20 protein-coding genes and 1 riboswitch are annotated in these 25,552 nt (G+C 40.3%); of the genes, 13 read left to right on the top strand and 7 right to left on the bottom strand.

Annotated elements, in window-relative coordinates:
- Positions 1 to 83 precede the first annotated feature (83 nt).
- From AB4153_RS17465 to AB4153_RS17430, 8 genes are all read left to right on the top strand, one after another.
- On the top strand, positions 84 to 1,157 hold the full coding sequence (locus AB4153_RS17465; protein ID WP_371998247.1) for a DUF2157 domain-containing protein: 1,074 nt from the start codon (positions 84 to 86) through the stop codon (positions 1,155 to 1,157).
- On the top strand, positions 1,154 to 2,311 hold the full coding sequence (locus AB4153_RS17460; RefSeq protein WP_371998246.1) for a DUF4401 domain-containing protein: 1,158 nt from the start codon (positions 1,154 to 1,156) through the stop codon (positions 2,309 to 2,311). The genes AB4153_RS17465 and AB4153_RS17460 overlap by 4 nt, the downstream gene beginning before the upstream one ends.
- Positions 2,304 to 3,041 (top strand): GDYXXLXY domain-containing protein, encoded by a 738-nt coding sequence (locus AB4153_RS17455; protein WP_371998245.1) that lies wholly within the window; start codon positions 2,304 to 2,306, stop codon positions 3,039 to 3,041. The genes AB4153_RS17460 and AB4153_RS17455 overlap by 8 nt, the downstream gene beginning before the upstream one ends.
- A complete protein-coding gene (locus tag AB4153_RS17450; protein ID WP_371998244.1) occupies positions 3,041 to 4,528 on the top strand; it encodes a hypothetical protein in 1,488 nt (495 codons plus the stop codon). The genes AB4153_RS17455 and AB4153_RS17450 overlap by 1 nt, the downstream gene beginning before the upstream one ends.
- 138 nt (positions 4,529 to 4,666) lie before the next feature.
- Positions 4,667 to 6,154, top strand: a complete 1,488-nt coding sequence (locus tag AB4153_RS17445) for a hypothetical protein (protein ID WP_371998243.1) — start codon at positions 4,667 to 4,669, stop codon at positions 6,152 to 6,154.
- Between the two features lie 443 nt (positions 6,155 to 6,597).
- Entirely contained in the window at positions 6,598 to 7,686 is a 1,089-nt protein-coding gene (locus tag AB4153_RS17440; protein WP_303513837.1) for a hypothetical protein, read from the top strand.
- 237 nt (positions 7,687 to 7,923) lie between these two features.
- A complete protein-coding gene (locus tag AB4153_RS17435; RefSeq protein WP_371998242.1) occupies positions 7,924 to 8,439 on the top strand; it encodes a hypothetical protein in 516 nt (171 codons plus the stop codon).
- Positions 8,440 to 8,684: 245 nt separating this feature from the next.
- A complete protein-coding gene (locus AB4153_RS17430) occupies positions 8,685 to 10,751 on the top strand; it encodes a prolyl oligopeptidase family serine peptidase (protein WP_371998241.1) in 2,067 nt (688 codons plus the stop codon).
- Between the two features lie 116 nt (positions 10,752 to 10,867).
- Here the strand turns inward: AB4153_RS17430 and AB4153_RS17425 are convergent, their stop codons facing one another.
- Complete coding sequence (locus AB4153_RS17425; RefSeq protein WP_102527754.1) at positions 10,868 to 11,230, bottom strand: PleD family two-component system response regulator; 363 nt, start codon at positions 11,228 to 11,230, stop codon at positions 10,868 to 10,870.
- A 405-nt stretch (positions 11,231 to 11,635) separates the two neighbouring features.
- Between AB4153_RS17425 and AB4153_RS17420 the strand changes: the two genes are divergently transcribed.
- The 3 genes from AB4153_RS17420 (at position 11,636) to AB4153_RS17410 (ending at position 14,708) form a co-directional block, all read left to right on the top strand.
- Entirely contained in the window at positions 11,636 to 12,529 is an 894-nt protein-coding gene (locus tag AB4153_RS17420; RefSeq protein WP_371998240.1) for a hypothetical protein, read from the top strand.
- A 77-nt stretch (positions 12,530 to 12,606) separates the two neighbouring features.
- Entirely contained in the window at positions 12,607 to 13,485 is an 879-nt protein-coding gene (locus AB4153_RS17415; protein WP_229370732.1) for a LysR family transcriptional regulator, read from the top strand.
- Between the two features lie 314 nt (positions 13,486 to 13,799).
- Positions 13,800 to 14,708: a cation transporter gene (locus AB4153_RS17410; RefSeq protein WP_371998239.1), complete on the top strand. Its 909-nt coding sequence runs from the start codon at positions 13,800 to 13,802 to the stop codon at positions 14,706 to 14,708.
- A gap of 73 nt (positions 14,709 to 14,781) precedes the next feature.
- On the opposite strand, the gene AB4153_RS17405 is transcribed toward AB4153_RS17410, so the two are convergent.
- Positions 14,782 to 16,269, bottom strand: coding sequence for a BCCT family transporter (locus AB4153_RS17405; protein WP_371998238.1), 1,488 nt, complete (start codon positions 16,267 to 16,269; stop codon positions 14,782 to 14,784).
- 302 nt (positions 16,270 to 16,571) lie between these two features.
- On the opposite strand from AB4153_RS17405, the gene AB4153_RS17400 reads away from it, so the two are divergent.
- Positions 16,572 to 17,327, top strand: coding sequence for a substrate-binding periplasmic protein (locus tag AB4153_RS17400; protein ID WP_371998237.1), 756 nt, complete (start codon positions 16,572 to 16,574; stop codon positions 17,325 to 17,327).
- Positions 17,328 to 17,376: 49 nt separating this feature from the next.
- Here AB4153_RS17400 and AB4153_RS17395 read toward each other — a convergent pair whose 3' ends face one another.
- Together AB4153_RS17395 and AB4153_RS17390 are read right to left on the bottom strand one after the other, a co-directional pair.
- A complete protein-coding gene (locus AB4153_RS17395) occupies positions 17,377 to 18,756 on the bottom strand; it encodes an alanine/glycine:cation symporter family protein (protein WP_371998236.1) in 1,380 nt (459 codons plus the stop codon).
- Between the two features lie 165 nt (positions 18,757 to 18,921).
- Positions 18,922 to 19,050, bottom strand: a riboswitch (glycine riboswitch).
- Positions 19,051 to 19,439: 389 nt separating this feature from the next.
- Positions 19,440 to 19,817, bottom strand: coding sequence for a DUF805 domain-containing protein (locus AB4153_RS17390; protein WP_102527760.1), 378 nt, complete (start codon positions 19,815 to 19,817; stop codon positions 19,440 to 19,442).
- A gap of 223 nt (positions 19,818 to 20,040) precedes the next feature.
- Between AB4153_RS17390 and AB4153_RS17385 the strand changes: the two genes are divergently transcribed.
- The gene (locus AB4153_RS17385) at positions 20,041 to 20,310 is read left to right on the top strand and encodes a DUF6482 family protein (protein WP_102527761.1); all 270 of its coding nucleotides are present in this window, start codon (positions 20,041 to 20,043) and stop codon (positions 20,308 to 20,310) included.
- Between the two features lie 69 nt (positions 20,311 to 20,379).
- Here AB4153_RS17385 and AB4153_RS17380 read toward each other — a convergent pair whose 3' ends face one another.
- The 3 genes from AB4153_RS17380 to AB4153_RS17370 form a co-directional block, all read right to left on the bottom strand.
- Positions 20,380 to 21,591 carry a diguanylate cyclase gene (locus tag AB4153_RS17380; protein ID WP_303513856.1) on the bottom strand — a complete coding sequence of 404 codons (1,212 nt, stop codon included), beginning with the start codon at positions 21,589 to 21,591 and terminating at the stop codon, positions 20,380 to 20,382.
- 139 nt (positions 21,592 to 21,730) lie between these two features.
- A complete protein-coding gene (locus tag AB4153_RS17375; RefSeq protein ID WP_102527763.1) occupies positions 21,731 to 22,111 on the bottom strand; it encodes a DP-EP family protein in 381 nt (126 codons plus the stop codon).
- Between the two features lie 11 nt (positions 22,112 to 22,122).
- Positions 22,123 to 25,383: a winged helix-turn-helix domain-containing protein gene (locus AB4153_RS17370; protein WP_371998235.1), complete on the bottom strand. Its 3,261-nt coding sequence runs from the start codon at positions 25,381 to 25,383 to the stop codon at positions 22,123 to 22,125.
- Positions 25,384 to 25,552 lie beyond the last annotated feature (169 nt).

Raw genomic sequence — 25,552 nt, 5'->3', positions numbered from 1 at the left:
TATCCACATTAGTTATTTTACTAGCATCTCGAATGAGCTTTGGTATATTACAACGCAGACAGATGTAAGCGAATGGATTCAACATGACATCAAATAGACAGCAACTGATTGGGTTGCTTGAACAAAATGCGATTGATGAGAGCAAAATAAACGATGCCCTTATCATCAGTAAGGTGCAACCAAGTAAACACCATTGGGTTCACTTTTTTAATCAATTATTAGCTTGGTTAGGTGGTCTTGCGATCACTTTTTCTGTGCTGTTTTTTATTGCGTTTAACTGGCATGAGATGGGTAAGTTTGCCAAGTTTGCGCTGGTGGAAATACTGATTGTATTCGCCGTTGTTGCTTATTATCAATTAAACAAGCTCGCTCAGAAAACATCGAAATCACTAGATGATTCAAATCCTCACCCCCTAAAGTCCATCATTCCAAAAGTATCTGAGTCGGTTGTTAAAGTGCCGTTATTTATGGCCGCCGTTTTCTTTGGGGTGTTATTAGCCTTATTTGGACAAACCTATCAAACAGGTGCCGACCCTTGGCAGTTATTTTTTAATTGGGCTTTATTAATCCTTCCTTGGGTTGTCATTGGCCGCCTTGGCGCACTTTGGATGTTGTGGGTTGTCTTAATCAATGTCTCTATCTTGCTGTATTACCTAAATTTTGGTGGCAGGCTAGGCTGGTTTATCAACCAAGAACTGAATGCTTTATGGGTGATATTGTTATTCAATATCGTGGCGTTAGCTTGCTGGGAAGGTTTCAGTCGTCATTACCATTGGCTAAAGGCGCGTTGGGCACCAAGGCTGCTGGCTGTCGTCAGTGGCGCTTGCATTACATGGCTAATGGTAGGCAGTATTTGGAGCTTTACTCATGATTCATATCTTCATTCTGCTTTTAAAGAACTAGGATTTTTACCCATCACCATTTGGCCGCTTTGGTTGCTGGCAATGTATGTTTGTTATCGCCATTATCAAAAAGACTTATTTATGCTGGCTGGAACATTATTGTCAGCCAACATTGTCATTATCAATTATGTTTCGGCATATTGGCTTGAAACATTGGAAGAAATTGGCCTGTTATTGATATCAAATATGATGATCGCCATGGCAGCAGGTTCGGCTATTTGGCTGCGTAAAATCAATAAGGAGTGGCAGTCATGAATGAGTCATTAACCCCAGAGGAATTCGGCTCAGAGTCACTGACCCAAGAAAAAGCTCATAACCAAACCTCGTTATGGCAAAGCTTATTGCACCACGGAGTGGTATCAGGTGAGCAACCCGCTAAAGCAGAAATCCAATCGCCGTGGTTTGTAAAACTGTTATTGGCAATTTCTGGTTGGTTTGCCGCGCTGTTCTTTCTTGGTTTTTTAGCTCTAGGGATGGAGTTTATTTTTGATAATGAACAAGGTGCTTTTATTGTCGGTGCAATTCTGACCCTAGGTGCTTATGCATTATTTACATTCAATAAAAATGAATTTATCGAACATCTGTCATTAGCGGTTAGTTTTAGTGGGCAGATATTAATTGTCTATGGCTTTATTCAGCACTTTGATGATGACACCTGCTGGTTGCTGGCGACAATATTGCAATTTTGTCAGATGGCCATTATGCCCAATGACATTCACCGCTTTTGTTCAGCGTTCTTTGCTGCCTGTTGTTTTATCGTCACCTTAGCCATTTTTCAGCTGCCGTTTATTGCCACTAGCATCATATTACTGCTTGCCTGCTGGCTTTTCCTGCATGAATTTGATCGTAAAGGACAAACTAACAATCCACTGTTAAATAGTCTTTTTTCAGTGGTTTTATTGCATAAGCGGCCAATCGCTTATGGTTTGCTATTAGCGCCTTTAGTGCAAACATGCTTTATGTCATTTCAATATGCTTGGTATGGCTTAATTGAAAGTGAGTTGTTATCAACTGAGTCACTTACTGCGCCCTGGATGGGCGATGTTTTATTGGCTTTAGTGTCGCTATATGTGGTGTGGCAAATAGTAAATCGATACCCAGAATTATCGGTTAAAGTGCGTTATAGCGTACTCGTAATCAGCCTGCTGGTTTCAGTGTTGTCGTTTGAAGCTCATGGAATTAATATTGGCTTTTTAATTATGGTGTTGGGCTTTTCAGCCAGCAACAGATTACTGTTAGGCTTAGGGGTTATAGCCTTGGTTACCTTCATATCAGCATATTACTATTTCTTGGATTTCAGCCTATTAGATAAATCTTACACGTTGATGTTAATGGGTATTTTTTTACTGGCTGTGCGCTGGGCCATGCTCAAATTTGTGACCAAACAAAGGGAGCAAGCCGATGCCTAAATTCTCTAAAACCGCAATCATGACAAACCTCAATACCATTATCTTAGTCGGCACCTTGGTGTTGATATTAGCTTTAGTTAACTGGCAGATATTTGAAAAAGAGCAGCACATACGCCATGGGGAGTTAATTTATCTTGAACTGGCACCGGTAGATCCTCGCTCGCTAATGCAGGGCGATTATATGGCGCTACGATTTCAAATGAGTAACGATATTCGTAGTGCGCTCAAGTTGCGTCAAGAAGAGCTGCGTAAAGAGGAGCTTGCTCAAGAAGAACGGGTTCAAGAAGAACAGATTCAAACAGAGCAGAACCTTGCTGCAGCGGAATCAAGTGCTGACCTAAGCACTAATTCAACTGCTAGTTCTGCAACCAATGAACAAGCTGAAACTGACCGACAATGGCGAAAACTTGCTAATCGCGACGGCTACGTGGTGGTGAGTTTCGATTCACGCAATATCGCGACTTATAAAGCCTTATATGATGGGCTGGAGCTAGCAGCAGATGAAATGCGCTTACAGTATCGAGTCAGAGACGGCAGGATCAAATTTGCCACCAATGCATTTTTCTTTCAAGAAGGTCACGCCAATGTCTATGAAGCTGCAAAATATGGTGAGTTCAGAGTCAATCAACAGGGTGAAGTGCTATTAACCAATATGTTTGATGCTGAACTGAATAAGCTTGAGTATCAAGCTGCTGGTGATACAACAAATGTTGAAGGGATTTCAAAGTAATGAAAATATACAAAACTGCTGATAGATGCGTGCTCCATAAAAAATCACTGGATGACAATAGAATCTACGTTAATAGTAGCGAGGGGAACAGTTTATTTTTTGATAATGGAAAATTAAGCTTTGAAAATTATGAAGTGAACAGAACATTAGGGCGTTTTTTTTGTATAGGCGGTAAAACTTATCGGCGGATAGAAATAAGTTCAGGTGATGAGATAACCTATTTATTAATAAATGGTCAAGGAGAGGAGTTAATACTGCCTCAACGTTTTATAAAAAAAATGTCCCTTTCTTTTAATTATGGCTATCCGAAACGTCAGGATGTATATGTTTTTAGAGATTTTAATTCAGATTGGAAGTTGAATACAATAGTGTTTAATTGCTTAGACAATAATGTGATATCAGAAAGTTTAGATAAATATTATTCTAAACTAATGGATGGCTTTATTTATGGCTACGATGATAAAAAACATTGCTATATCAAGCGTGATATAAAACTTAATAAAGTTTGGGAGCAAGAAGTCATTACTTCTGCAACTTCGGCTATTTCGAATATTAAATCTCATAATACCGTGGTTAGTTTTATTGGCCCTGAAATATCACAATTTTATATGGAAAATACCATAAGTAAATATAAACAAAGCGGTGGAACCCTCATAGGTTTCAACGATGATAACGGCGATATAATGTGGCAACTTCCCATACCAGAAGCGATAGATGATATAGGCCTGTATCACGGTAAAATTTATGTCGGAATCTATAACAAAATACTCATTGTCGATCCCCAAAGCGGTGATGTAGTAAAAAGTATTGCCACCAATACCTCACTACCAGGCTACAGAGTGAGTGCTGCACATATATTTGTTGATGACAGCTACATCTATTTTACCCATGCAGAAGACGAGCTGTTATTGATATATGACCTCAGCAGCTATGCGCTGCTTTATACCGTCCCAATGCCAACAGGTTACCGTATTAAGGGGCATCAATTTACTGATCCCAATACAGGAAAACACTATTTTACCTTGGATAATCGCACTCAAGATGTTGCAGATTTTCCAAGTCTTGAAGTTGACCCTTTAAATTTAAGTACCCAAATTGAATTTGAAAAAGAGCCCGAAAAAACAATTGAATTAGTTGTGGTTGCAAGTGACGAATTAGAGCATGAAATCGTTATTAATATGCATTCTTCAAGTTTAGATGACGCACTACGTTTTGGTGAAATCTATACTCGTGACTCAGCAAGTCACCACGGGTTTAATCATGGCGGCAGAACATATGGCACTCGCCAACCGACTCCTACATTCAATGGTGTTATTCGATTTATTCTCAGTGGTTGTGATGAAGATCAAGGCCTTGTTTTAGAAAGATTAGCAATGATGGAAAAGCGCTTTACTCATTGGAATGAACACGAGATTTTAGGCAAAGGGATGTATGCCTGCACAGATAAATTTAAACCCGTGCAATTGATTACTAAATTTAACGCTTAAGCGAAGTGGCTGAGGCGGTGAGTTCAGAGTCAATCAACAGGGTGAAGTGCTATTAACCAATATGTTTGATACTGAGCTGAATAAGCTTGAGTATCAAGCTGCTGGTGATATTACAAATGTTGAAGGGATTTCAAAGTAATGAAAATATACAAAACTGCTGATAGTTGCGAATTCCATATAAATCCATTTGATACCTATACTATTTATATCTATGGAGGAGAAGGGTGTAGCTACTTTTTTAAAAATGGAAGGCTATCCATTGAAAACTATGAGGTTATCCGTACTTTAGGAAATTTCTTCAGTATTTGTGGAGTGTCTTTTCGGCGTTTAGATGTTGCAAACGGGCGCAAAGAGATTTGCAGTTTAGTTGATGAAAGCTTTAAAGCCCTCGATGTACCGGAGTTATTTATTGAGTCTATGTTTTCGAGTTTAATGGCTGAATATAGCGATGAATTATTTTTCAGTTATGTAAGTAATTACCCTGAATGGCGCAAATCTAGTTTAGTTATTTATAACTTTTTAACTAAGAGTATTACCACTAAAAGCAGTAATTCAATATTTAGCGAGTTAATTGATGAGCATGTCTATGGCTATGAACGTCTTGAGCAGAAGTTTATTAAGAGAGACTTACAGTTACAGACAGTATGGGCGACTGATTTAAATTATAGTGGGCGTCGTACATCCACACCTATAAAATGGAAAGGGATTGTAATCAGTTTTATTGGTCCAGAAATATCAGAAAATTTCGTTGAAAACACAGTTAGTAAACTCAAAGAAAGCGGTGGAACACTTACGGGGTTCAACGATGACTGTGGGGAAATAATGTGGCAACTTCCCATACCAGAAGCGATAGATGATCTAGGCCTGTATCACGGTAAAATTTATGTCGCTATCTATGACAAAATACTCATTGTCGATCCCCAAAGCGGTAATGTTGTAACAAGTATTGCGACCAATACAGCCTTACCAGGCTACAGAGTGAGTGCTGCACATATATTTGTTGATGACAGCTACATCTATTTTACCCATGCAGAAGACGAGCTGTTATTGATTTATGACCTCAACAGCTATGCGCTGCTTTATACCGTCCCAATGCCAACAGGTTACCGTATTAAGGGACATCAATTTACTGATCCCAATACAGGAAAACACTACTTTACCTTGGATAATCGCACTCAAGATGTTGCAGATTTTCCAAGTCTTGAAGTTGACCCTTTGAATTTAAGTACTCAAATTGAATTTGAAAAAGAGCCCGAAAAAACAATTGAATTAGTTGCGGTTGCAAGTGACGAATTAGAGCATGAAATCGTTATTAATATGCATTCTTCAAGTTTAGATGACGCACTACGTTTTGGTGAAATCTATACTCGTGACTCAGCAAGTCACCATGGATTTAATCATGGCGGCAGAACATATGGCACACGCCAACCGACTCCTACATTCAATGGTGTTATTCGATTTATTCTCAGTGGTTGTAATGACGATAAGGCTCTCGTTTTAGAAAGGTTAGCAATGATGGAAAAGCGCTTTACCCATTGGAATGAACACGAGATTTTAGGTAAAGGGATGTATGCCTGCACAGATAAATTTAAACCCGTGCAATTGATTACTAAATTTAACGCTTAAGCGAAGTGGCTGAGGCGGTGAGTTCAGCGTCAATCAACAGGGTGAAGTGCTATTAACCAATATGTTTGATGCTGAACTGAATAAGCTTGAACCTCAAATAGCAGCAGAAGAGTAGCGCTGTTGCTATAGCCATTTACAACAAGTCTCACTTGATTATGGCCTTAACAGGCTAAAACCTTAACCAACATAGTCATGATAAGATTAATGACGGGGCATTATATTGATTATTAATGAGAAACTAACTGGAAAGGAAGAAATCAAGCGTGCATCTGTGTAAATACCTAAGTAGTATGTCCACGGGTTAGCGCTAATGCTAGCTAAGTTACTGATAAAGCATAGATGAGTTTGTAAGGCTTGGTTAATATAAGCACTTTTGGACTTTTTGTTTGTAGCTTAACTCACCTATAAAAATAAAACTTAATTCATTAATAAGGGAAATATAAATGAATCTTGTTCGTAAAGTGTCGGCTGTTGCCGTTGCTGCAATACTTTCTGCTTGTTCTTCTACTCCTGTAGATAATTCACCAAAAAATCTTACCACCGTTGTTACTGCAAAAACGACGTTAAATGGATTATATATGCCTGATAATAAGGGTACACAAACCGTTTATACTCGTGAGAACATGCGTGCGATTGATCAAACTGCTGAATTTGATAGCTTTTACATGCGATGGGCAAATTTCGATTACACCACAGTTTTTAGAATTGAAGACAATTTATTGTGGCAAATCGATAACGATAAAGAAAAATATCGTGAATGTCCGTTAAGCGGATGTACAACCGGCTTTGATGAGTTTATGGCAAAAGCACAAGAGTCTTCTGATGATGAAGAAGAGTATGAAACTTATGCAGATAAAAGCTGTAATGTCGAATTAGTTAAAAATGATTTTACGATTGCTGCTACGAATCAACAGCGTCGTATCAGTGGCTTACTTTCTGAAGAATTTAAAGCAACTTGGACCACTGAGTTCAAAGATGAAAATGGTAAAGTGGACCTCAACTTAATTCAATTTGTATTTTGGACTACGACTCCAAATGAAGAAATGACTGCTGCTTGGAAAGTGCATAAGAAATCGACTGAAAACTATTTAAGTAAGGTCGGTGATAAAAATGCTTTAGTACGCTTGTTAGGTGAAGACGGTTTTAAAGCTATTCAAGGCTTTAGTGGCGATGTTGAGAGCAGTGATAGTCAGCAGAAAAATATGATTAGCCAAAAGTTATCAGTTATTAAAGGTTATCCATTATCGATAAAAATGGAATGGTTTCAAAAAAATGAAGCTTGCCCTTCAGCTAAGAAAAAGCGTTCAGATAACAACCTTGATTTCTCTGAAGGGCTAGGTAATGCAGCGACTAGTTTCTTTGGTAATATTATCAAAGATGAAGCTGATAAGGCCGTTGATAAGGTGGTTGCAGAATGGCAAAAAGATGCCCGAGTTCGTTACTTATATGAAATTACTTCAGTATCTGAAGAATTAGTACATGATAGCCAGTTCCAAATACCGCATGGTTTTACAATTGAAGATAGACAGTAAACAGCCATTTGTGAGCCTACAGTCTAAGGCCTGAATTTGGTAAATACAGGAAATGGATAAATAGGAATAAAGCACTCTTTAGCTGAAAGATATGCCTTACTATCACACTGTTTAAGTGAGATAAGTAAGGCATTTTTGTTTGTGATAAAAATACCTGCAAAATTCCAATCTATATTCCTCTGGGCTACGTATGGTTAATTATTGATTTAGCGAATGAAATAATTAAAGGATTGTAAAATGCGAGCCATATTAATGTCAGTGGTGGTATTGCTGCTAAGTGCATGCAGTACCACTTACCCAAATCAGCAGGTGACGGGGCAGGTGTTTCCGTCGGTGTCAGGTGAGAGTTTAGCGCAAACTGCGATGAACTTTCCTGAGGATGTGAGTGGCCAAGTGACTCTATTGTTAATTGGCTACAAGCAAGACTCACAGTTTGATATTGACCGTTGGCTGATTGGTTTGGACATGACTCAAACCCAAGTTGCGGTGTATGAGTTGCCGACGATTCAAGGCATGTTTCCAAGAATGTTCAGTACCTTAATCGATAATGGTATGCGCGCGGGTATTCCAAAACCATTGTGGAAAGGCGTGGTAACCATTTATGAAGATGGCGAACAAGTGCAAGCCTTTACCGGTAATGAAAACCCGAATAATACTCGGGTGGTATTGTTAAATGCAGAAGGAAAAATTATCTACTTTTATGACCAAGGTTTTTCAGTTGCTGCATTAAATGAATTGAGGGCAAAACTGTGATTACTTCAAGGCTTGTCTTTATTGCTATTTAATTATCCCTTTACTGCCTTTAGCTAGCATTCATTAAGCTTTATTTAATTGTTAACCATGACAATGGATTTATGTTGATGTAACAAGGGTGATGGTTGTCCCGTTCTCTCGGTGTTAATTCGATTAACATTCATCGCTAGCTTAACTTACTGCCGCAATTTACTAATGATGGCAGCGGAATAAAAATAACAATAACTAGATCAAGGAGACCTCTCGTGAAGAAAGTCGGGATAGTGCTTATGTGCTTGTTGATGCCAGCAGCGTCAATGGCTGCAGAGCAAGTCAAATCAACACAATCAGTTCAAAAAGCAGCGCAAAACACCACATTATCAGTGGATGTGTTGTGGAAGCTAAGCCGAATCGGCAATCCAATTATTTCACCAAACGGTGAGTTTATCATTGCGCCTGTAACCCAATACGATGTGCCTGAAGATAAAGGTGCCACTCAACTATGGTTGTTTGATAAAGACGGTAAAGGCCAACGCCCTATAACAGCTAAAGGGCTGAGAGCGAGCGAACCGACTTTTTCACCTGACGGTAAGACATTAGCCTTTGTTAGCAAGCGTGATAAAGACGAAGCTGGCCAAGTGTATTTATTACCAATGGATAAAGCAGGTGAGGCGCAGCGCTTAACTGAAGTGCCTGGTGGTGTAAAAGGCATTAAGTGGGTTGGCGACAATATTTACTTTATTAGTAATGTGTTCCCAAATAAAAACTGGGACGAAATGTCGGTTCAATTAAAGGCCAACAAAGATACTAAAGTCTCTGCACACCAATGGAATGCATTACCATTCTCAAGCTTTGATCATTGGATTGACGAAGACCGTGAAGCACACGTATTTAGTATTCCTGCTAAAGGCGGTGACATTGCGGCTATTACTCAGCCATTAAACAAGCAGTTACCACGTTCATCGCAAAGTAGTGGTAACTACGATATTTCGCCAGACGGTAAGTTAATTGCCTTTAATAGTAATGGCTGGGATAACCAAGTTGACCCTAAAATTGATATTTTTATGGCAACAATTGGCAGTGGTAAAGTGGAAAACTTAACGGCTAACAATGAAGCGCCAGATACTAATCCAACCTTTAGCCCTGATGGTAAAACTTTAGCGTTTACCCGTCAGCTTATTCATGGTTTTTACGCTGACACAGCGAACCTAGTACTGCTAGATGTGAAAAAACGTTCTGAAAAAGTGATCACAACTGACTGGGATCGCTCAGTGGCTCGCTTTAGCTGGACTGCAAATAACAAAGGTTTTTACGCCGCTATTGATGATGCTGCAACCCGCCGTATTTTCCATATCAGTGCTAAAAATGGCAAAGTAAAACCAATCACTAAGCAAACCAACTTTGGCGCACCAGCGATTGCAAATGACGGTACTATCGTTGCGGCAAATGATAGCTTTTTGTACCCAGCACGTTTAGTGAAAGTTAATCCTAAGAATGGCAAAACCACTCGTTTAGACAGCTTTAACGATGATGTTTTAGCAGATGTTGATATGGGCACTTATGAGTCAGTAACTTATAAAGGTTACAACGATGAAGATGTGCAAATGTGGGTACATTACCCGCCAGGATTTGATAAAAGCAAAAAATATCCGTTAATGATGCTTATTCACGGTGGCCCACACAGTGCGATTTCTGACGGTTTCCATTACCGCTGGAATGCGCAAACATTTGCCTCTTGGGGCTATGTAACGGCTTGGCCTAACTTCCATGGTTCAAACAGTTTTGGACAAGACTATACCGATAGCATTAACCCAGATTGGAAAAACAAGTCATTAGAGGATGTGTTTAAAGCAACAGATTGGTTTAAAGCTAAAGATTGGATTGATAACGAGCGTTTAGTGGCTGGCGGCGCAAGCTACGGTGGCTACTTATCATCGATTATTCTAGGTCAAAAAGATCAGCCGTTTAATGCGCTATTTATCCACGCTGCTGTGTATAACATGTACTCGCAAATGGCCGCTGATTTCTCGGTTCACAGCACTCGCTTTGGCGATTACTGGGATAACCCTGAGATTTACAAGTCGATCTCTCCACATTACGGCGCTGAAAACTTTGACACTCCAACGCTAGTGGTACACGGTCAATTAGATTACCGCGTGCCAGTGGGTCAAGGGTTTGAGTTGTTCCGCACACTACAAACTAAAGGGATCGAATCGCGGATGATTTACTTCCCTGATGAAAACCATTGGATCATGAAGCCAAACAATTCAATTTATTGGTACAACGAAGTTGAAAAGTGGATGAATCAATTTGCTGAGCCAGGTGCGAAGTAAACCCGTTTAGCTATTAGTGAAAATGCTAATTAACTTGATTGTGAGAAGAAATGCCGAACAATCTGATTGTTCGGCATTTTTATGCGTGAGGTTAGATAAGCAATTTTTCTTAGCGATTAAAGGTATTTATCTACCATTTTCTGGACATTATTCGGCAAAATTGGTTTGGTCAAGTAATCGTCAGCACCGAGCTTTAACGCGAAATCTTGATCCGACTCCTCAATCAAAGAACTGACCACAACAATCGGCACTTGCTGGTTCAGGCTATGCTTCTTGACGTATTTTATCACTTGGTAACCGTTTACATCCGGCATGGTGATATCAAGGAAGATTAAATCAGGTTCTACAGAAGACAATAGTTCAATTGCACCGTCGCCAGAATTAGCGGTCATAACCAAGTAGTCATCACCAAGAATAGCGAGCAGCATACTGGTGCAAACTGGGTCATCATCAATCACTAATATTTTGGACTTGTCCATTGTTACCTCACTTAAGGTGTGGATATTACTACTATTATACTAACGATAACCTTAATGGCTTATAGCGTATTAATCAAGTTGAGTCCTTGGGAGGTGACTCGATTGTCGTCGTGCTAATTATTAATAACTACAAACAATTTTGACTATTGTGTTGTGGTTTAGTTCACCACTTCTAGCTTTTATATTGACGATACTTTTCAATCACTCCGTTTCTACCCAAGCCCGTTTAACGTTTTTACATAGCCTGCCATTGTGGTTCGTGTGTTAAAGCGCGAGAAGAATGAAATGATACGCTTATATTCTAGCTCAGCTTTACGTGAAGGGCGTCGCGATAAGTGATAAAGTGCTGCGATAATAGTGTGAGATAACAACAAAAATAATCCTCTTTTAAAGGACATTCGCATCATGACATTTCGTTTTCAGACTTTCGCCGCCGGAGCGTTTTTATCACTGGCTATGGGGTTATCACTTCCAAGCCTAGCCGATGGTTTTTATGCGAATGAAACTTTGCAGCGACAGGCACCTGATGCATTTGCATTGCAGCCTGAAGCTCACGACTTCTTAGTGTCAGCTTATGCATTAACAATAAAAGATGGCGATCGTTTATTAGGCTTAATCGCAGAAGATAAAGCGCTGACTAACGCAATTCAGCAATGGCCTGAGATGACTATTGAGCAACAAATACCATGGCTTAAAAAAGTGTTTGCGTTAGAAGTGCGAAGCTTTGGTACTAAGGCGCCGCAACTGATTATTGATAATCATAGCTATGCCAACAAAATGGTGTATTTTGACTTTGATATTGAAGCGGGTGGCAATGGAATTGTGTACTTAAATCCAGATAAATTAGCCGAAGAAGAGGCTTATGCTTCGCTGGCTTTTTTGATTCATGAGACTCGGCACTCTTACCAATTCCAGCAAGCATTAAATGCTAATGCCAATGCCAATGCCAATGCCAATGCTAATGACAGTGACAGTGACAGTGAAATTGTAGCGATATCCGCCGGGTATTTAGCCGCTTTTAAGGCGCAAAAACAACTCAAGGGGTTTGGATTTAGTGACTTCCTTACGTTGTTGAATGAGTTTGAGGCTTTCCAATATGGTAATTATGTTATTGGGCAACTCACTGATTGGCAGATTGATATGATTAATATGGGCACGTTTGCGAGTCAGTTTGATAATCAAGGGCAATTAAAAATCGACTTAAATACCTTGTCAGCTAACGTTGATGAATTAAGTTTATTAGCCCAATACAATGAGTTGGCGAAAGAGCAATTTGAGTTAAGGCAACGCCAGCAATAGGCCTAATATTAGCAGCCTGTTATAAAAGTCTACTAATACTGAAGGATAGCTGGGTGAGTTATCACAATGGATAATCTATGAATCTAAAGCAATTAGAGATTTTTTGCGCCGTAGCGGATACGGGTTCTGTTACTGCAGCCGCTAAGCAACTTAACAGTAATCGTACCCAGCTAAGCATGGCGATTAAGGCGCTTGAGTCGAATTTGCAGGCGACATTATTTGTCCGTTCTGGTAATAGCCTGGTGTTATCTGAAGTCGGTAAGTCTATTTATAAAGATTGTGAAAGCGTGGTGTCTACCTGCGAGCGAATTAAGCAAACCTGCGAACAAACGTCAGAGAAATTTCGTTCAGAGATTTGGCTCGCTCGTGACGACTCCTTTCCTGATGAGGTTTGGCAAGATTTCATTCATCAACTGAATAATCATTTTAAGGCAACCACAGTGAACACCGTGCTGGCATCCAGTGGCGACTTAGCTAACTTGGTGAATACCAAGCAAGTTGATTTTGCTTTTGGGGTCGACTTTGAGCGAGTGGATGATGCCAATACTGACTATTTGCCACTCGGGCGCATAAGAATGATGTCGGTGTGTGAACATACCCATCCGTTAGCCAGTCTTCGCCGTGTGTCAGATATTCAACTGCGTGAATCTATGCAAGCGGTGATGGTGTATCTCAATGATAAAGATAATCCTGAGTTGCAGCCTTTTTCATTAACCCATATTGGCTTTACGAGCTTTGAATATATGCTCAACACAATATTGTCTGAAAAAGCCTGGGGTGTATTACCTGAACCATTGATTAGGCAGCATTTACGCCAACAGCAATTGGCTGTTATTAAGCATACTTATGGATTAACCCATCAAGATTATTGTTTATTTTCAGCTCCCGGTAATGCAATACCTGCACCGATTTCTTGGTTATCAGATCAAGTGAGCGACTATTTGTTTAAGTTTTAAAGGTGCTGACTTTGATAAAATAATTGGCACTTGTTATTTGCTAAGCCTAACTCGTAGGCTTCGTAATAGTAGAGCTCTTCATATTAAAGCCTTTCATGTTAGCGCTCGTTATATTTGAACTCTTCAAATATGGGCTTGTATATCACAATCACTGAGCGTCAAAGTAGTTGACGCTATAGGCGGTTGGTAACTCATTGAAATAATGATGTAAACGTACATTTTTCATCTAAGTTCACTTTATGTACACCTTAACGACATTGAGGTTTTTCGCTGTTAACGCCATACTTTTCTTAGGTTTTAACAGGTGATAATGAATGTGTGCAAAGAGCAACAAACAAGATAAACAATTACTTAAGCTGTCAGCAGTCGCTGCTTTTAGCTTTGCAATCCTCGGGGTCATCGTTGGCCTGTTAAGTGGATCTATTGTCATTCTTTTTGACGGTGTTTACTCACTCATTAGCTTATTACTGACAATGTTATCTCTTGCTGCTTCTGGCTATATGCATGGTTCTTCACGTTCTCACTTCGCTTTTGGTAAAGCCATGATGGAACCGTTAGTTGTTGCGATTAAAGGCTTAGTGATTTTGATGTTATTGGGCTACAGCTTATTCAGTGCTTTTCATGTGTTTATCAATGGTGGTCAAGCAATTGATACTTCGTTTGCAGCTATTTTTGGTTTTATCAATTTAGTTGGTTGTTGGGGAGTGTGGCGTTGGTTGCAACATAAAAACCAGTCTAAAAAGCAACAAAGTGGCTTATTGGCCGCTGAAGAAAAGCAATGGCAAATGGATACGGTACTGAGCGCAGCGGTATGTGGCGGCTTGATTATTGCCGTGATTCTTGAGATGACGCCCTTGTTTCATTACGCGGTGTATGCTGATTCTCTAATGATGTTGTGTATTGGTTTGTACTTCCTAAAAGTACCTTTTGTTATGTTAACCAATGCATTACGCGAGCTGTTAATGATGAAACCTGATCAAGAAATATGTTCACTTGTGCGTGAAAGTGTTTCTGAAGCTAACGGTGTATCACCGCAAAACCTTAAGTTAACCGGCATTGCCAAAGTAGGACCTGAATTGATGGTTAACATTAATGTCGACCCTAAAAAATCACATCAATTATTGGCTGATGTTCAACATATTCGTGAATTATTGAACCGTAAACTTGCGCGTTTATCGCTGAATGTGAAGTTGAATCTCGATATCGCTACTGACGTTAAATAACAATGTGTTAATCCTAAATCGAGTGCCTCATTGATTTGACACTCGATATGCTTATCTAAGACTAATGACCTGTTTATCTTTTCAGTACATCCTTAATCCAAAAAGCTATTTGAGCGCACATAACCAAGGTAAATGGAATGGCGCCAACAATCGCAATTTGCTTGTTTAAATCCACGTCGTTAATGGTCACTAGTGCAATTGTTATCGCAATTAAAATAAGACTCCAGAGCATTTTAGCAATGTGACTTTCACTGCCAGTGAGCATGCTGGTAATGTAAATGGAGGAATCTGCACTGGTGATAAGAAAAGTGATTAACAGTAGTATTGCGGCAACCGATAAAATGCTGCCCAAGGGGAAACCATTTGGGGTTAACTGATTAAAAAAGCTAAACAAGCCTAAGGTGTATTCTTGATTGACCGCAGCCATAACCTCAGCAGCAAAGGGTTGAGTTAACACGCTACCAGCAAAGCCAGAAAACCAGATAATTGAAGTGAGTGTTGGCAGTAAAATGGTACATGCTAAAAATTGCCTGATGCTACGGCCTTTACTAATTCGAGCGATAAACGGCCCAACGAAAGGCGCCCAAGCAATCCACCAAATCAAATAAATGACGCTCCAGCCTTGGCTCCAATTAGCGGGGTCTCCGACACTAAAAGAGACTTTTGGCAGTAACTGCAAATAACTCACGCTTGACTCAAACATGAGCTGTAGACTGTTGAAGGGATCAACTAAAGCAATAACCGTGACCAAAATAGCCACCATAAAAAAGGTATTAAACTGGCTTAATCGTTTAATTCCCTGATTTAATCCAGCAATGGATGACAAGGTGAATAGCACTGCAATAAACAAAATTAGCCCAATTCTAAAGCCGACACTGGCCACATCAAGTCCAATCGCTTGCTCAATCCCTGTTTGAATTAAGGCGACAGTATTGGCAAAGGTGCCAGCCATGCCAAAAATAATCGCAATGACCGCAAGTAAATCTAATACGCTAAGCCATTTAGGTTTTTCTGCGCTAAAACTGGCACTGATCCTCAGGCTGCGATTACGATTATATGCAAACCATGCCATGACTAAGCCAGCCATGGCGTATATCGCCCAAGCATGTAAACCCCAGTGGAAGTAGGTAATCGCTAACGCGCCAGATACCGATGAGAAGTCATCTTGTAAAAATGCAGGTGGGTTAACATAGTGATATACAGGTTCTGCAACGCCCCAAAAAATGAGCCCCGATCCCATGCCTGCAGTAAATAGCATGGCTATCCAACTGGTAAAGCTGAACTCGGTTTGCACTTTTTCTCCACCAATATGTATTTTGCCAATAGGACTGAAACATATTGCTGTAGCAAAAATAAGTAATAAACTCGAAAGCTGAATGAATTGAGAGTCAAAATGCTCAAGAAAAAACTGAGTAAATAAGCTGAATGTTGCCAACGTTTTGTGAGGGAAGGTCAACAACAAGCCCGCAATGATTATGACGGGTATATAAAAGCTGAGTTTAGGCGTCAGCAATGGCGGTGTTTCAGACTTTGCACGTGGGCTTGTATTACGTGATTCCAATCTAGTCGCTATCCAGTATTCGAAGCTATATTCAGTTTTTTCACTATGACTGAATTAGTTATCAGTTTAAAGTCTTAAACAGAACTTTAGTATTAGCTTAAGCTGTTTTTTGATGCGTCATAGCTGGATCTGAGGGGGGAATTTAAAGGACTAAACCTGAGTGACGAATCAATTTGTCGCTATATAAGGAAGATGTTTTTAGCATCATAAACGAATAAAAGCTTAACTATGTTAACAAATTGTTCTAGTGTAAATTATTGATAAAATAATAAATGCTTGGTTTTTATTTGTTGTTGTACTGTATGGGGGATAATTATTTGAACAAAATCAGACTTATTGCCGTGACGGCTTTTGTATTGTTTTATTCTTCAATAAGTATAGCGACTACTCTCAAATATAATGTGAATGGTTCAAGCAGTTGGGTGCCGTATTATATTCCTAATAAAGTTGAAAACTCGGGGATTTTGGGTGAACTGGTCCCTAAAATTTTATCCATTGCCGAAGTTGAAGTCGAAAAACATAACTTTCCGCCTAAGCGCACTAATCAAGCGCTAGAAAAAGGCCTGCTGGATTTTGATTTTGTTAGTCCTAGTTGGTTTCCTAAAGGTGATATGGGAGATCAGTTTATTCAATCTTCCGCGATCTTATCTATTCAAGAAAACATCATCACGCTTGAAAAAAACCAGTCTCAGTGGTCTGACATAGACAAGATAACAGGCAAGTCTATTGGAACGGTGCGCGGCTACCTTTACCACGATGATGACATATTTACTCGGGTCGATTTCGCGTCTGAAAAACAGCTCATCAAAGCGTTACATAAAGATCGCGTTAGCGCGGCGATATCAGGGGATTTACCTGCATTGTATTGGGCAAAGCAATTGAAATTACCTATAGCGCTTGCTGCGGTACATTCAAGTGGGGTGTTAGTGATGCGCTTGCGTAAAGAACACAGTAGCGTGATGCCGAGAATTAATATGGCTATTGCCCAGTTGCAAAATGATGGCACCATTCAAGCTATTGTGGATAAATACACTAAAAATGAGCAATATCAGCAATAAACTGATATTGCACATCGGTAATGAAAACGAATAAATCTATTGTGTGCGTTTAGTTGCTATTAGCTGTTTGAGGTTGAGAAACCTGACGCTTTTTGTTTTCAAAGTAGTGATTCGTTTCCGTTAAAATCACATGTCGTAAGCCGATAAGTGCAATTAAGTTAGGAATTGCCATCAGGCCATTGACGGTATCAGCCAGCATCCAAATTAAATCTAATTGAATGAAAGCGCCTACCGCAATTAACCCTAAAAATGTCAGTTGGTAAATCTTAATTCCTTTGTCACCGAGTCGCTGATTGGTCAAATAATTCCAACAACGTTCGCCATAATAGTGCCATCCTAAAATAGTGGTAAAGGCAAAACACACTAGCGCAATAGTCACAATATATTGACCGACAATCACTGAGCCGCCCGAGGCAAATGCGGCACTGGTCATGGCTGCACCGGCTGTATCGCCATTCCATACGCCAGTAATGATCAACACTAAGCCTGTCATGGTACAAATCAAAATAGTATCGAAAAAGGTGCCTGTCATGCTCACAAGTCCTTGCTCTACTGGCTCATTGGTTTTAGCTGCCGCAGCCGCAATTGGCGCGCTGCCTAAACCCGATTCATTTGAAAACACCCCGCGGGCAATACCAATTTGAATTGCTTGGGCAACGGTTGCGCCTAAAAATCCGCCCGCAGCAGAAATAGGAGTAAAGGCTGAGTGAATGACTAATTCGAGAGCGGGAATGATTTGCTCTGAAAAGCTAAATAGAATCCAAATACACGCAAGCACATAACCTAGGGCCATAGTGGGTACTAACTTTTGAGCAACGTTAGCAATACGTTTTACCCCGCCTAATGTTACAGCAGCAACCATGGTAGTTAGTATTAACGCTGTGACCCAGGTTGGAATATTAAAGGCGATGGTCATGGCATCGCTAATGGCATTAACTTGTGCAAAAGTACCAATACCAAAAAAGGCCACACCAACACCAAATACAGCAAAGATCTTGGCTAACCACTTGAGGCCTAAACCACGCTCAATGTAATACATAGGTCCGCCCGCAATATTACCTTTAGCATCTGTGGTGCGGTATTTAACTGCGAGCATACATTCAGCATATTTAGTGGCCATGCCAAAAAAGGCGGCTAACCACATCCAAAACAATGCGCCTGGGCCACCAATTTTAATAGCGGTTGCAACTCCAACAATATTACCTGTACCGATAGTGGCGGATAGGGCTGTACATAGGGCTGCAAAAGACGATAAATCGCCTTTACCAGTAGCGGGTTTGAATAACAAACTAAGGGCAAAAGGCAGCTGGAAAACTTGCAAAAGTTTAAGGCGAATAGTGAGATAAAGACCTGTACCAACAAGTAAGCAAAGGGTAATAGGGCCCCAAACAATGCCATTGATATCGGCTAAAAGCGCGTGAAAATTCATGATATTCCTCGAATATTAAACAACAAAATTAATATGGAGGAGGAAAAGAAATGGCTGATCAGTGGTACTGAAGAAAGAGACGGGCGAAGCATCACCTTGTTCTAATAGCTCAAGGTTAATATCAGGCGCAGCAGCAAACGACAGCGACCATAAATGAATACAGTCATCCTCTCCTCTGTCCTTTTGCCTGAGCGTTTCGCGTGACTGACAAGTCAGTCTCACTTTCGCCTTCGGCGCTGTAATAACAATCGCTAACGAACCACGTTTGCTTACAGTCTCTCCAGAGGCTCGTCCAGTAACAGTCCTCACCACCATGTGGCACCTGAAAGAGTGCTTTATTCATTTGCTTGAAATGACTTAATGTTTACACAAAACGTCATTGCATGAATAAACTTGCCTCGTCGGTGTGGGGTTACTCCCCACTCTCCTGCTACCTTCATCCGAACGGATCTTATTGAATAATCTTGCTTGGTATTAGCTAAGTGATTAATCAAAAAGGGCGATTAGCATGCGGGATCTATTTCATTGACTCAAGAGAAGTGGATCACAGTTTAATCGAGCGGTAACTGACTGCGCTATTATTCAACAGTAATCCCAATCCCAAAGTAATCTGAGTAGCCATAATGAGATTTTATAAAGCGGCAGTGAATGGTTTGTGACCAATCACTGCTATTGAGGATAAGTTAACACTCATACTCAAAGCCCTTCGGGTTTGGGCCGTACTGATTAGTTTCTTGCTCGCTATCGGATACGAGGAAATACAGTAGAACCAAAGCACCAATAAGCGGGATTAATCCAATTAATATCCACCAACCGGTTCTGCCTGTGTCATGTAATCGACGTACAGTAACGCCAAGCCCTGGTAAGAAAACTAATAAAGAATAGATACCGCTGAGCAAGCCGTATCCGGTCTCAGGGCTTAGTGTGCCAGTCATATTGTCAATTAAGCCCAATACAATGCCCGCAATTAAATTGAATAAAACAAAAAACCAATATTCTTTACGACGGGCTCTGTCTTTAAAGTTAATGTAATTTTTAAGAACTTTTATATACCAATCCATGAATTATTCCTTGTTATCGGGGGCATTGACTCAATTGAAACCATAAAGAGACAGCATAGGTTTACCGCTTAAGTCATTAGTTATATCAGCATTACGCAGTGATGAACATGAATTGAACACATTAATGATACTGGTCTTTATTCCATTATCTTTGAAGATTAATGAACCAATATTTCACTATTTGCGTAGTGCACTTTATAACCAATTAAACAGGTGCCAAATGATGGATAATATGAATCAATCGGGAAGTATTGCAACGATCATTGGTGTTGCAGATGCCACGCATTATTTGGTGGGCCTTACTGATGCGAATAATAACTTCGCCGGATTAAATGGCGAAGTGGCTGGCGAGTGTGTTCATTCAATCGTTGAAGCCAAAGCCTTACTGAAAAGTCATGATTACGCTATCGCTCACCTTGAATATCAAACGGCTTATGATGAGATGTGTGGCTTAGATAATAGCGGTAAATACCAGCAGGTGATTAACCTGTGATTGAAGTTAACCAATAAAGCTAGCTTGATTCAAAACCAAGCCAGCTTTTTGTTAACTCGCAATTGCAGACTAACAGCACGCATTTATACGGTTTCTACCATCTGCTTTCGCACGATATAGTGCTGTATCGGCGGCGCAAAGTAGGGCGTTGGCCGTTCTGAACTGGCCGTTGACCTCACTGGCATGCCCCTGACTCACACTGACAGAAACCGAAATATCTAGGCCTATATCCATATAAGTCAAAGCATTAATATTTTGCTGAATAAGTTGAGCCGTGGCTTGTACTTCTGAGGTATCGCAATTTGGCATCACTAAGGCAAATTCTTCTCCGCCATATCTGGCGGCAGTGCAATTTTCATTGGGTAAAGACACTTGAATCGCAGCGGCAATTTTTTGCAAGCAGCGATCACCCATCACATGCCCATGGTTATCATTAAAACTTTTAAAATGGTCGATATCAATAATCAATACGCTGATTGGGTCGCCCTGTTCAATACAGGTTTTCCAGTGGTGTTTTAAGTCGGCATCAAACACACGGCGATTAGATAAATTAGTTAAGCAATCCGTTGATGCCCACTTATAAAGCTGTTGATACTCTGCGCGATACTTACTTAAATCTCTTATGATGATGCCAAATAAAGGTTCTGACATAGGAAAATGGGTTACAGACATTTCAACATCAATGGTTTGGCCATTGGACATGTTAAGCGTGGTTTCATTAGGTAGATGGTTTAGTGGTCTTGGCTCAAATGTTGATTCGAGAATCATCTGTTGATAATGAGACTTTTGAGGTTCGGTCAAATAAGATTGCCAGCGTTGACCTATTAAAGAGTTTGTAGAACTTTTATTGCAATCGAGCAATAACGCCACTGCGTGACGGTTAGCCATTTGGATATTGCCAAACTCATCAACCACAATCATCGCTTCCATCATGTAATCAACTAAAGTCGATAATGAGCTGAGCGCATTACCACCAAGCATGGTTGTGCTATGAGGAGGATTGAACCTAGTTTCCAACGTTTTATCAAAATGATTATATTCATTTGAATCAGTGCGTGTTTTATTTGCGGCTAGATCTGCAGCATTAGCCGTCGTATGTTGAGCTAAATTATTAGATAGGAACTGGGGTTCAATTTTTAATGGGTTAGCACTCGGAGGCTGTTCATTAGCGCCAAACTTGTAATGATAATTACCACTAAGCGTGTCACCAATGAACATATCCATTTTCACTTGAGAAATCTGGCTTAGCTGTTTCTCTGCAGTGGAAGTGAGTTCTAACATAACGAGTATCCTTACTAGTGTGTTAATTTCATCGCATTAGCTGCGTTTTCTAGTTAATACTCTATCGAACTCTGTTGGCGATAACCTTTCGCCAACCTTCCTTTTTAAGTGATTGTTATTTATTGTGTTTGAGTGGTAGTTAGCAAGCTTTACTTGAACCTTCTCCTCTATTAATCACTTGAGGATCTTCACTGAGTAATAAGAGTGAGTTATCGGTGTTTGTTAATACAAATTGAAATTTAGTGGTGCCAATAACTTTATCGAGGTCCATTAACTGGATAATTTTACCATCGCTGCTGGTGGTTACAGCATCAATAACACCGTCAAAAGGGGTTTCAAAAGCGGCGCCTACAAATTTTAATCCTTTGTCTGTTAAGTCATCTAGTAAGTAAGTAATGGTACTTTCACCAGAAACTTCGACAGAACCTGTGTCATTACTGTATGAAAAAGTGGGGACTTCATTTTTATCGATGGTAACGGTAACAGTGATAAAAGTGGCTTTGCCAGTGATATTTAGCATGATAATTCCTTTTAATTAATCATTATATTGTGGGTAGGTAAAACAAGTTGTGTGATAGTGCTGAGTTGATTTTCTGGTAGAGGTTCGCCTAAGCATTGCAGTGCTTTAAAGTACGGACTTGTGATTAATGGGTGTTTATTCTTTTGAAAGAGTAGTGCTAATCTTGTTTTGACTTCATTGCAGGTTGAGGTGTCATTGAGTTCAGGCTCAACTAGATTGTGCGTTTGGTGGATTAACAGCTGACTTGAAGAGAGTAAAGCTTTGTAACTGATATTATCAGGGTGCCGACTGGAAATATCAGAAAATAAATCCACGGCAATAGCGGCGTATTCAGCGCTTTGTTGATATTGATTATGATTGAAAAAATAACGTGCAGATGCCAAATGATAATTAGCCCAAATTAACTGATTTTTTGAAGAGTTAATCAGCTGCTTATTTTCGCTCAATAAATTTGCTAGGGCCTCAACGTCATACTCCATACGATGCAGGTTTGTTTTGTTAACGACTTCTAGTAATCGTAACAATGCATCGAACCTGTCTTTTTGCCATTGTTCATTTTTCGGATCTTGAATTAAGGTTTTGTCGATAGTGTTTAGTCCTGACATAGCCACTTCAAAAGCTTTGTTGTATTTTCTTTGATAGCGGAGCAAATTAGAGTGAATATGGTAACTACCAAATAGTCGGCTAAGGGAGTAAGGGCTTAGGTTTATATTCGAATTAACTAAGTCCTGTTGCAGTTGTTCATGAAGCTTGATTCCAGTATTGATGTCACCTTGAGACACTGCCGCAGTTGCAAGCCATGAGCGAGTGTCGGCTATATCAGCGATAAGTTGGCTATTAGTCGAGTCATTAATTAAAGCTATTCCCTTCAGTTTTAATGATTCAGTGAAGTCATTGGTGGCTTCATGAAAGCGTTGTTGTTTTATCGAAATAGAGCCTAAGGAGTTATATGCGTATGACAGTTCCATCAGCGCTTCTGTATTTTCTGGCGCTAGGTCATACATTTTTTTACTGTAATTTAGGTATTGTTCAAACCAGACTTTTGAGGCTGTCCAGTCACTTTGGTCATAATCCAATTGCCCTAACCAAAACGCATTAGCCCCTAGGGTTTTAAGCAACTCAAAATGTTCAGGTTGCTCAATTAACAATGCGCTGAGCTTTTCTTTAGCGGCTAACAATGCTTCTTTGGCTTCGGTTATTTTACCCCGTGAATAAGCCACTTCTCCCATCGCCTCTAGTGTTTGCCCTTGTTGAAAGCGAGACTCAAAGCTTAAGCTGGTGTCTTTAAGGGTTGATGCTTCGCTATAGTATTCCAGCGCTTTTTTATTAATACCATCGAGTAAATCCATTCTGCCAATGCCACGCATTTTGTCGGCAAAATCTCCCACCATAAAGCCAAGTAGGTTTTCAGCTGCTTGTCTTTTTTGTAGTGCCATCTTCTCAGCTTCGAAACTTTTAATACTGGCTAAAATCGAGGTGATAGTGAGCAAAAACAGCAATGAGACGGTGAAGGTTTTTTGCCAGCGCTTGATCCGTTCATGTTTACTAGAGGCATTAATCAGTTCGATTTCTTGTGGCTCTAAATCAAATAACGGATTAGCTTTAAGTGCTTGCGCTTCTTTCAGTGGTTTACCGTCGGCAAGTAAGTATGCATGATGTTTATTTTCTTGCAGCCAACGGCTAGAAAGGTGCTGTAATCGGCTTTTAATACGAATACTTTGATTATGTTCGGCAATCCATGATGTGGCTCTTGGCCAGCGCCTTAATAAGGCTTCGTGCGCAATGCTAAAGCAGGGTTCGCCATTTTGTAGGCTGGAAACAAATAAACGACTATTGATCATCGCCTGGGTCAGAGCCCGTTCTTCTTTGGTGTGCAGTTGTGCCCAGCGAGCGGTGCGGCTGGTGATTGATGATTCATCTTCACGTAATGTGACCAATAGCGACAATACATGAGGCAAGCTGGCTTTTTGCTGCACAGTTAGCTCGGCAATGGCATCTTCGGCATTTTTACCTATTGCACCTTCTATCCCGCCAAGTTCTTGATAGACACTAAACAGTAACTGATCATCTTTGCTGCGTTTTAAATACAGTGCTTGGAGCATGTACTGCAGCATGGGGAGTGCATCAGGGTTACTGGCGGCTTCAGCGCATAATATTTCATCTAGGGGGGTCGCTGTATCAGGATCGCTGGTCCAGGTTAAATTGGCGGCAACAGCTGGCAGTCGGATCATTTGCAGTAATTCACTGCGAGTAGGCGGCGATAAATCAAAATGAGCCCCACGCCCTTTTCCTGTCATTAAACTGGGGTAGGCCACTAATAATGGGTAAAACTCATTACGGCAGGCACTCAGTACTAAAATGCAACCCGAGTTAGCTAATTGTTCGAGGATGCTGATGAATGCTATGCGCTGCTCTTGAGAAAATATCGGTGAAGATAGTAAGACTTCGAGGCGGTCGATAAATAAAGCAAAGTGAGTGTGGCGTTTATGGTTAGATTTTATCGCTTGTTTACATTGACTCACAATAGCTTGGGGCTCAGTAATGAGTCGATGAGACAGTGAGTCGGCACTGTCACCGTCAAATACTGGCAAATCATTGATTTCCCAATCGAGCATGACGCCAGCAAGTTCAATGAAGAGTTGCGATTTAGATACATCTGCAAAATCGAGACTGCCATAGGAGGCAAGATGCACGCCGTTGTAACCTGCGCCGACAGTGAGATTGGGAATAATTCCCGCATTAATTAATGATGATTTACCACTGCCGCTGGGGCCTAATAAGAGGCAAAACCCACGGCCAAATTTGACTTGCTGGCTGATGCGTTCGAGTAAGACGCTTATTTGCTTACTGCGTCCGAAAAAGACTTCATAAAAGTGTTCTGAGTAGGCTTGCAGGCCTGGAAAGGGTGAGCCAGATTTCCACAGCTGGTTATCGGCAACGGTTTCGTGTCCAATGGGAAAGTTAACATCGGCAATAGTACGATAGCCACGTTTGCGAATGGTTTCGATATAACAGGGCGAAGTGGCTTTATCGTCAAGGGCGCGGCGTAATTGATTGATGATTTTATGCAGTGGATTGTCGCCAATATCGCTATCTGGCCAGCAGTGATTAACAATATCATCGCTACTTAAGACTTCACCGCTGCGCTCGCATAGCAAGATCAGCACGTCCATTGCTTTGGGTTCAAGCTGTTTGGTTTTTTTGCCTAGGTTTACGCTATTGCTATTGGGGTCGACCTGCCACTCACCAAAGAAAAAAATCTCTTTTTTCATTATTACATTCCGTTGAAATCCCAGCTATTTGCATCATGCTTTGACTGCTAAATAATCGCAATTGCGTTTCATTAGCATTTACTTATACCAACTTATGGTTAGATATGTAACCACTTAAAGTGTGAAAATGTATAAAATATAGGCTTTATTTCGATTGGATTGTTAAGGC

The sequence above is a fragment of the Shewanella sp. 10N.286.52.E4 genome (assembly GCF_041468785.1).
In the GTDB taxonomy this organism is placed as follows: domain Bacteria; phylum Pseudomonadota; class Gammaproteobacteria; order Enterobacterales; family Shewanellaceae; genus Shewanella; species Shewanella electrodiphila.
This window is presented reverse-complemented; position numbering and strand designations above follow the sequence as displayed.

What these genes read in the sequence shown, in the direction of transcription:
- AB4153_RS17465 (WP_371998247.1), top strand. Translation starts at nt 84, where the DNA reads ATGACATCAAATAGACAGCAACTGATTGGGTTGCTTGAACAAAATGCG.
- AB4153_RS17460 (WP_371998246.1), top strand. Translation starts at nt 1,154, where the DNA reads ATGAATGAGTCATTAACCCCAGAGGAATTCGGCTCAGAGTCACTGACC.
- AB4153_RS17455 (WP_371998245.1), top strand. Translation starts at nt 2,304, where the DNA reads ATGCCTAAATTCTCTAAAACCGCAATCATGACAAACCTCAATACCATT.
- AB4153_RS17450 (WP_371998244.1), top strand. Translation starts at nt 3,041, where the DNA reads ATGAAAATATACAAAACTGCTGATAGATGCGTGCTCCATAAAAAATCA.
- AB4153_RS17445 (WP_371998243.1), top strand. Translation starts at nt 4,667, where the DNA reads ATGAAAATATACAAAACTGCTGATAGTTGCGAATTCCATATAAATCCA.
- AB4153_RS17440 (WP_303513837.1), top strand. Translation starts at nt 6,598, where the DNA reads ATGAATCTTGTTCGTAAAGTGTCGGCTGTTGCCGTTGCTGCAATACTT.
- AB4153_RS17435 (WP_371998242.1), top strand. Translation starts at nt 7,924, where the DNA reads ATGCGAGCCATATTAATGTCAGTGGTGGTATTGCTGCTAAGTGCATGC.
- AB4153_RS17425 (WP_102527754.1), bottom strand. Translation starts at nt 11,230, where the DNA reads ATGGACAAGTCCAAAATATTAGTGATTGATGATGACCCAGTTTGCACC.
- AB4153_RS17420 (WP_371998240.1), top strand. Translation starts at nt 11,636, where the DNA reads ATGACATTTCGTTTTCAGACTTTCGCCGCCGGAGCGTTTTTATCACTG.
- AB4153_RS17415 (WP_229370732.1), top strand. Translation starts at nt 12,607, where the DNA reads ATGAATCTAAAGCAATTAGAGATTTTTTGCGCCGTAGCGGATACGGGT.
- AB4153_RS17410 (WP_371998239.1), top strand. Translation starts at nt 13,800, where the DNA reads ATGTGTGCAAAGAGCAACAAACAAGATAAACAATTACTTAAGCTGTCA.
- AB4153_RS17400 (WP_371998237.1), top strand. Translation starts at nt 16,572, where the DNA reads ATGGGGGATAATTATTTGAACAAAATCAGACTTATTGCCGTGACGGCT.
- AB4153_RS17395 (WP_371998236.1), bottom strand. Translation starts at nt 18,756, where the DNA reads ATGAATTTTCACGCGCTTTTAGCCGATATCAATGGCATTGTTTGGGGC.
- AB4153_RS17390 (WP_102527760.1), bottom strand. Translation starts at nt 19,817, where the DNA reads ATGGATTGGTATATAAAAGTTCTTAAAAATTACATTAACTTTAAAGAC.
- AB4153_RS17385 (WP_102527761.1), top strand. Translation starts at nt 20,041, where the DNA reads ATGGATAATATGAATCAATCGGGAAGTATTGCAACGATCATTGGTGTT.
- AB4153_RS17380 (WP_303513856.1), bottom strand. Translation starts at nt 21,591, where the DNA reads ATGTTAGAACTCACTTCCACTGCAGAGAAACAGCTAAGCCAGATTTCT.
- AB4153_RS17375 (WP_102527763.1), bottom strand. Translation starts at nt 22,111, where the DNA reads ATGCTAAATATCACTGGCAAAGCCACTTTTATCACTGTTACCGTTACC.
- AB4153_RS17370 (WP_371998235.1), bottom strand. Translation starts at nt 25,383, where the DNA reads ATGAAAAAAGAGATTTTTTTCTTTGGTGAGTGGCAGGTCGACCCCAAT.